The organism is Desulfitibacter sp. BRH_c19, assembly GCA_001515945.1.
In the GTDB taxonomy this organism is placed as follows: domain Bacteria; phylum Bacillota; class DSM-16504; order Desulfitibacterales; family Desulfitibacteraceae; genus Desulfitibacter.
Map to the genome: position 1 here is coordinate 25147 of LOER01000045.1, position 6049 is coordinate 31195.

Consider the following 6049-nt stretch of genomic DNA (forward strand, 5'->3'; position numbering starts at 1 on the left):
TAGCGTTTTTAAATTTCCTGTGTCTTTTCTAATACTTCTAGAACTCGCCACGTCTTATCTTTGCTTAATGGACGAGTCTCCATAATTTTAACCTTATCGCCAATATTACATTCATTATTCTCGTCATGAGCTTTATATTTTTTTGTATTCTTAATGGCCTTATGGTAAAGTTTATGGCTAACAAAGTTTTCTACAGCCACAATAACTGTCTTATCCATCTTATTACTTACCACTTTCCCAATACGAGTTTTACGGGCTGAACGCTCTACCAAGGTATTCCCTCCTTTTACTTCAGTGTTACCTAGCCTTCACTAATCTCAATTTCCCTGAGTATAGTTTTGGCCCTAGCTATATCTTTTCTAACTTCCCTAATTCTTATTGGATTATCTAATTGACCAGTTGCCATTTGAAATCTCAAGTTAAACAATTCCTGCTTTAAATCATCCACTTTACGGGTAACTTCTTGTTTGGATAAATCTCTTAATTTATTAGCTTTCATCGGCCTCACCACCCACTCCTGCACGTTTTACAAACTTGGTTTTTACTGAAAGTTTGTGAGAAGCTAGACGCAACGCTTCTTTTGCAATCTCTTCACTTACGCCTGCTAACTCAAACATTACACGGCCAGGCTTAACAACTGCAACCCAATACTCTGGAGCACCTTTACCACTACCCATTCGTGTTTCAGCAGGTTTTGCCGTAACGGGCTTATCTGGGAAGATCTTTATCCAAACCTTACCGCCCCTTTTAATAAACCTTGTCATGGCAACACGAGCAGCTTCAATCTGGCGGCTACTAATCCAGCCGTTTTCTAGAGCTTGTAAACCAAACTCACCATAATCAATTCGATTGCCCTTTTGAGCATTTCCTTTTAAAGAACCTCTGTGTTGTCTACGATATTTTACTCTTTTTGGCATCAACATGGGTTAGTTTCCCCCTTCCTGGGCAGGTTGCTTCTTTGCCTTCGGAAGAACTTCACCTTTATATAGCCAGACTTTAACACCAATTTTTCCATAAGTGGTATTAGCCTCGGCAAAACCGTAGTCTATATCTGCTCTTAATGTATGCAAGGGTACTTTACCTTCACTATACCATTCTGTTCTAGCCATTTCAGCACCAGCTAAACGACCAGCACACATGATCTTAATCCCCTCTGCACCAAATTTCATTGAACGACTAACGGCCTGTTTCATAGCTCTCCGGAAGGAAACACGTTTTTCTAACTGCGCAGCCACTCCTTCAGCAACTAATAGTGCATCTAGCTCAGGCTTTTTAATTTCCACTATATTTACAGCTACTTGTTTTCCTGATATTTTTGCTATTTCTTTACGCAAATTTTCTACTTCTGCGCCACCTCTACCAATAACAATCCCTGGCTTTGCAGTATGCACAGATACTTTTAGTCTATTTGCGGCTCTCTCTATTTCAACAGTAGAGATGCCTGCAGTAAACAACTTCTTCTTTATATGCTCACGCACCTTGATATCTTCATGAAGAAGCTCTACATAGTTTTTGTCAGCATACCATTTGGCATCCCAATCTTTAATAATACCAATTCTTAATCCCTTAGGATGAACCTTTTGACCCACTAATTAACCTCCTCCCTTTCACTAACTACTACAGTAATATGGCTTGATCTTTTACGTATTCTATCCGCTCTTCCCATTGCCCTAGGTTTAAACCTTTTTAAAGTTGGTGCCTGATCAATGAAAATCCTTGATATATATAAACTATCTGAATCCATTTCAAAATTGTGCTCCGCATTAGCCGCAGCTGACTTAACAGCTTTCGAGATATCTAGTCCTGAACCCTTAGGGGTATATCTCAAAATAGCTAGTGCTTCACGTACGCTTTTGCCTCTTATTAGGTCAGCTACCTGACGAATCTTTGTAGGTGACATTCTTATATATTTAGCAACAGCTTTTGCTTCCATAAATTGTACCCCCTTTCAATACAACAAGTCTCTATTTAAGACTAGTAGATCTTTCAGTATGGGAACCGTGACCTTTAAAGGTCCTTGTTGGCGCGAACTCGCCTAGTTTATGTCCCACCATATCCTCAGTAATATAAACAGGTATATGCTTGCGTCCATCATGGACGGCTATTGTAAGACCTACCATTTGAGGAAAAATAGTAGAGCCTCTTGACCATGTTTTAATAACCTTTTTATCGCCTTTTTCATTACTTACATCAACTTTTTTTAATAATTTCGGATCACAATAAGGACCTTTTTTTAGAGATCTGCCCATCAGTGACAACCCCCTTTCTTAAAACCTTAAGAATTCCTACGTTTAACGATATATTTATCTGATGGCTTATTCTTCTTACGCGTTTTTGCTCCAAGTGCTGGTTTTCCCCATGGAGTAACTGGATTACGGCCAATAGGTGATCTACCTTCACCACCACCATGTGGGTGATCAACTGGGTTCATAACAACACCTCTGACAGTAGGCCTTTTTCCTAACCAACGGGATCTACCTGCTTTTCCGACTGTAATATTTTCATGGTCATGATTACCTACCTGGCCAATAGTTGCTCTACATCTAACATGTACCAACCTAACTTCTCCAGATGGCAATCTTACATGTGCATAGGTTCCTTCTTTTGCCATAAGCTGTGCAGAAGTACCTGCTGACCTAGCCATCTGTGCGCCTTTTCCTTCTTTTAATTCAATGGCGTGAATAACAGAACCAACGGGAATATTTTGTAGAGGTAGGCAATTCCCAACTTTAATATCAGATTCGGGTCCTGATTCTATCTTAGTTCCAACCTTTAAACCGTTTGGTGCAAGAATATATCTTTTTTCTCCATCGGCATAATTAACAAGTGCGATATTTGCAGAACGGTTTGGATCATATTCAATAGTAACTATAGTAGCCGGAATACCATCCTTATCCCTTTTAAAATCAATAATTCTATACGCCCTTTTATGACCGCCGCCCCTGTGCCTGACTGTTATTCTACCCTGGGCATTACGACCAGCGTTTTTATTTAAGGGAGCTAATAAGCTCTTTTCTGGCTTATCAGTTGTAATTTCTTCAAAGGTTGAAACAGTCATCTGCCGTCTACCAGGAGAGGTTGGTTTGAATTTCTTGATACCCATATATATCCCTCCTTAACTTTTTATAGTCCTTCAATGATTTCTATCTTGTCTCCCTCTTTTAATGTCACAATTGCTTTTTTACGGTCAGGAGTTTTACCGATAAAACGACCCATTCTTCTGTTTTTACCCCTTGCTTTTAGGGTATTAACATTTTCTACTGTAACATTAAATATCTTTTCAACAGCATTTGCAATTTCCACTTTGTTTGCTTTTCTTTCAACAATAAAAGTGTACTTATTAAGTGCCATTAAATCTGTAGTTTTTTCAGAAATAACAGGTTTAATAATAACGTCATGAGGATTACGCATTATACCAACACCTCCTCAACTCTTGCAACAGCATCCTTAGTCATAATCACTTTTTCATTGTTTACTATATCGTAAACATTAATGTTATGAGAATTTATTACAGTAACACCTTCAATGTTCCTAATGGACTTAGTAACGTTATCATCTTTTTCAGCTATAATTACTAAGGTTTTTACATCTTGATGATCCAAAGCTTTAAGAATGTTGATTATCTCCTTTGTTTTAGGTGCATCAAAGGATAGTTGATCTAGAACAATTAGTTTTTCATCATTTACCTTGGATGTAAATGCTGACCTTAAAGCTACTCTTTTTAATTTTCTTGGTAAAGTGTAGCTATAGTCTCTTGGTTTTGGACCAAATATTATTGAACCGCCTCTCCATAACGGAGAACGGGAGGTTCCAGCTCTAGCCCTACCAGTACCTTTTTGTCTCCATGGTTTCTTGCCGCCGCCACTAACTTCTCCTCTACTCTTAGTGGAATGAGTACCCCTTCTAAGATTTGCAAGGTGATTGATTACAACTTGGTGCATAGCAGCTTCACTTATTTTGGCAGCAAAAATACTTTCATTTAATTGTAAATCTCCAACTTGTTGGCCTTGGACATTATAGATTGCTACAACGGGCATTGCACTGCCTCCTTTCCCAACAGAATTATTACTTAGTCTTTACAGAATTTTTTACAAAAACTAATCCTTTGCTAGGACCAGGTACAGCTCCCTTAACCAATAACAAATTTTCAGCTGGATAAATTTTTACTACTTCCAAATTCAAAGTTGTTATTTTTTCGCCACCCATACGTCCTGGCATTTTACGTCCTTTAAATACTCTAGCAGGTCCTTTCGCACCTAGTGAACCCCCACCCCTATGATACTTTGAACCATGAGATGATGGTCCTCTACTAAAGTTATACTTTTTAATATATCCAGCAAAACCTTTACCCTTTGATTTAGCAGTAACGTCTACTTTATCTCCAGGATTAAATATCTCAACGTTTATTTCTTGCCCAACTTGATACTGATCTACATTATCAAATCTAAATTCCTTAACATACTTAAATACCTTGTCGTTCACGGCCTTTGCAAAATGGCCTTTCATTGGCTTATTCACTCTGCTTGCCTTAGCTTCATAAAAACCTACCTGAATAGCATTATATCCATCTGTTTCCACAGTTTTTTTCTGAAGTACTATACATGGACCTGCAGCTATAACAGTTACTGGGACAACTACACCTGTATCTTCAAAAACCTGAGTCATACCCTTTTTAATTCCTAAAATAGCGTTGGACACTTTCTACACCCCCTCTTTTACTAAAGTTTTATTTCGATGTCTACGCCAGCCGGTAAATCAAGACGCATTAGTGCATCAACTGTCTTAGGTGTAGGTTCATTTATATCAATGAGTCTTTTATGAGTCCTCATCTCAAACTGTTCCCTTGAATCCTTATTGACATGGGGAGACCTCAAAATTGTAAATATATTTTTTTCAGTAGGAAGTGGAATAGGTCCAGATACATTTGCACCTGTCCTTTTTGCTGTCTCTACAATTCTTTGAGAAGATTGGTCAAGCAGCTGATGATCATAAGCTTTAAGGCGAATTCTAATCTTATTTTTTGCCATTTTCTATTCCTCCTAGCGCCCGATTATATAACGGACAATTCTCAGCGAAAATTTCCTGCTCTTTTTCTGCAGCAACCTTTCACCTCATCGCACATCTTAATTTATTTAAATAGCGGATTTAAAGGGAATAGAATAAACCTTATTCTATTCCCTTTTTATTGCGAATTAAGCATAACTTATAATATAAGCTAATTTACTCGCTTATTTCAGAAACAACACCAGCACCAACAGTTCTGCCGCCTTCTCTAATTGCAAACCTTAATCCTGGTTCAATAGCAATTGGAGTAATCAAGGAGATATCCATTTTGATATTGTCTCCAGGCATTACCATTTCTACGCCTTCTGGTAAAGCAATAATTCCTGTTACGTCTGTTGTTCTGAAGTAAAACTGTGGTCTATATCCTGAGAAAAATGGTGTATGTCTTCCACCTTCTTCTTTACTTAGAACGTATACTTCTGAACTAAACTTTGTTAAGGGCTTAATTGAGCCAGGCTTTGCTAGTACTTGACCTCTTTCAATTTCTTTTCTGTCTACTCCTCTTAGTAAGCAGCCTACATTGTCTCCTGCTTCTGCATAGTCTAGTAGCTTGCGGAACATCTCTACTCCTGTTACTACTGTCTTTCTTGGTTGTTCGGTTAATCCTACAATTTCTACTTCGTCTTGTACTTTTACTTGGCCTCTGTCTACTCTTCCTGTTGCTACTGTTCCACGGCCTGTAATACTAAATACATCTTCTATTGGCATCAAGAATGGCTTATCTTTGTCTCTTTCTGGAGTTGGTACATAGCTGTCTACTGCATCCATTAAGTCATTTATCTTGCTGCACCATTCACAGCTTGCTTCTCCACATCCGCATTCTAATGCTTTTAATGCTGATCCAGATACTACTGGAATGTCATCACCAGGAAACTCGTATTCAGTTAGTAATTCTCTTACTTCCATTTCTACTAGTTCCATTAATTCTTCATCATCTACCATGTCTGCTTTGTTTAGGAATACTACTATATAAGGAACTCCTACT

Annotated in this window: 12 protein-coding genes; all 12 read right to left on the minus strand. The window is 38.2% G+C overall.

The window, feature by feature from the left end; all coding sequences use genetic code 11:
• Window positions 1–8 precede the first annotated feature (8 nt).
• Window positions 9–272 carry a 30S ribosomal protein S17 gene (locus tag APF76_01610; protein KUO49139.1) on the minus strand — a complete coding sequence of 88 codons (264 nt, stop codon included), beginning with the start codon at window positions 270–272 and terminating at the stop codon, window positions 9–11.
• Window positions 273–301: 29 nt separating this feature from the next.
• Window positions 302–499 carry a 50S ribosomal protein L29 gene (locus APF76_01615; protein ID KUO49140.1) on the minus strand — a complete coding sequence of 66 codons (198 nt, stop codon included), beginning with the start codon at window positions 497–499 and terminating at the stop codon, window positions 302–304.
• On the minus strand, window positions 489–923 hold the full coding sequence (locus tag APF76_01620) for a 50S ribosomal protein L16 (GenBank protein KUO49141.1): 435 nt from the start codon (window positions 921–923) through the stop codon (window positions 489–491). The genes APF76_01615 and APF76_01620 overlap by 11 nt, the downstream gene beginning before the upstream one ends.
• Window positions 924–926: 3 nt before the next feature.
• Window positions 927–1589 (minus strand): 30S ribosomal protein S3, encoded by a 663-nt coding sequence (locus APF76_01625; protein KUO49142.1) that lies wholly within the window; start codon window positions 1587–1589, stop codon window positions 927–929.
• Window positions 1589–1933 (minus strand): 50S ribosomal protein L22, encoded by a 345-nt coding sequence (locus APF76_01630; GenBank protein ID KUO49143.1) that lies wholly within the window; start codon window positions 1931–1933, stop codon window positions 1589–1591. The genes APF76_01625 and APF76_01630 overlap by 1 nt, the downstream gene beginning before the upstream one ends.
• 31 nt (window positions 1934–1964) lie before the next feature.
• Window positions 1965–2249: a 30S ribosomal protein S19 gene (locus APF76_01635; GenBank protein ID KUO49144.1), complete on the minus strand. Its 285-nt coding sequence runs from the start codon at window positions 2247–2249 to the stop codon at window positions 1965–1967.
• A 26-nt stretch (window positions 2250–2275) separates the two neighbouring features.
• Entirely contained in the window at window positions 2276–3103 is an 828-nt protein-coding gene (gene rplB / locus APF76_01640; protein ID KUO49145.1) for a 50S ribosomal protein L2, read from the minus strand.
• Between the two features lie 20 nt (window positions 3104–3123).
• Entirely contained in the window at window positions 3124–3411 is a 288-nt protein-coding gene (locus APF76_01645) for a 50S ribosomal protein L23 (GenBank protein ID KUO49146.1), read from the minus strand.
• Entirely contained in the window at window positions 3411–4037 is a 627-nt protein-coding gene (locus tag APF76_01650) for a 50S ribosomal protein L4 (GenBank protein KUO49147.1), read from the minus strand. Before APF76_01650 ends, APF76_01645 begins: the two co-directional genes overlap by 1 nt.
• Window positions 4038–4065: 28 nt before the next feature.
• Window positions 4066–4698, minus strand: a complete 633-nt coding sequence (locus tag APF76_01655) for a 50S ribosomal protein L3 (GenBank protein KUO49148.1) — start codon at window positions 4696–4698, stop codon at window positions 4066–4068.
• Window positions 4699–4718: 20 nt separating this feature from the next.
• Window positions 4719–5027 carry a 30S ribosomal protein S10 gene (gene rpsJ / locus APF76_01660; protein ID KUO49149.1) on the minus strand — a complete coding sequence of 103 codons (309 nt, stop codon included), beginning with the start codon at window positions 5025–5027 and terminating at the stop codon, window positions 4719–4721.
• 193 nt (window positions 5028–5220) lie between these two features.
• Window positions 5221–6049, minus strand: an 829-nt coding sequence (gene tuf / locus APF76_01665; protein KUO49150.1) for an elongation factor Tu, incomplete at its 5' end; no start/stop codon positions are given.

What these genes read in the sequence shown, in the direction of transcription:
- APF76_01635 (KUO49144.1), bottom strand. Translation starts at nt 2,249, where the DNA reads ATGGGCAGATCTCTAAAAAAAGGTCCTTATTGTGATCCGAAATTATTA.
- APF76_01650 (KUO49147.1), bottom strand. Translation starts at nt 4,037, where the DNA reads ATGCCCGTTGTAGCAATCTATAATGTCCAAGGCCAACAAGTTGGAGAT.
- rplB (KUO49145.1), bottom strand. Translation starts at nt 3,103, where the DNA reads ATGGGTATCAAGAAATTCAAACCAACCTCTCCTGGTAGACGGCAGATG.
- APF76_01645 (KUO49146.1), bottom strand. Translation starts at nt 3,411, where the DNA reads ATGCGTAATCCTCATGACGTTATTATTAAACCTGTTATTTCTGAAAAA.
- APF76_01630 (KUO49143.1), bottom strand. Translation starts at nt 1,933, where the DNA reads ATGGAAGCAAAAGCTGTTGCTAAATATATAAGAATGTCACCTACAAAG.
- APF76_01615 (KUO49140.1), bottom strand. Translation starts at nt 499, where the DNA reads ATGAAAGCTAATAAATTAAGAGATTTATCCAAACAAGAAGTTACCCGT.
- rpsJ (KUO49149.1), bottom strand. Translation starts at nt 5,027, where the DNA reads ATGGCAAAAAATAAGATTAGAATTCGCCTTAAAGCTTATGATCATCAG.
- APF76_01620 (KUO49141.1), bottom strand. Translation starts at nt 923, where the DNA reads ATGTTGATGCCAAAAAGAGTAAAATATCGTAGACAACACAGAGGTTCT.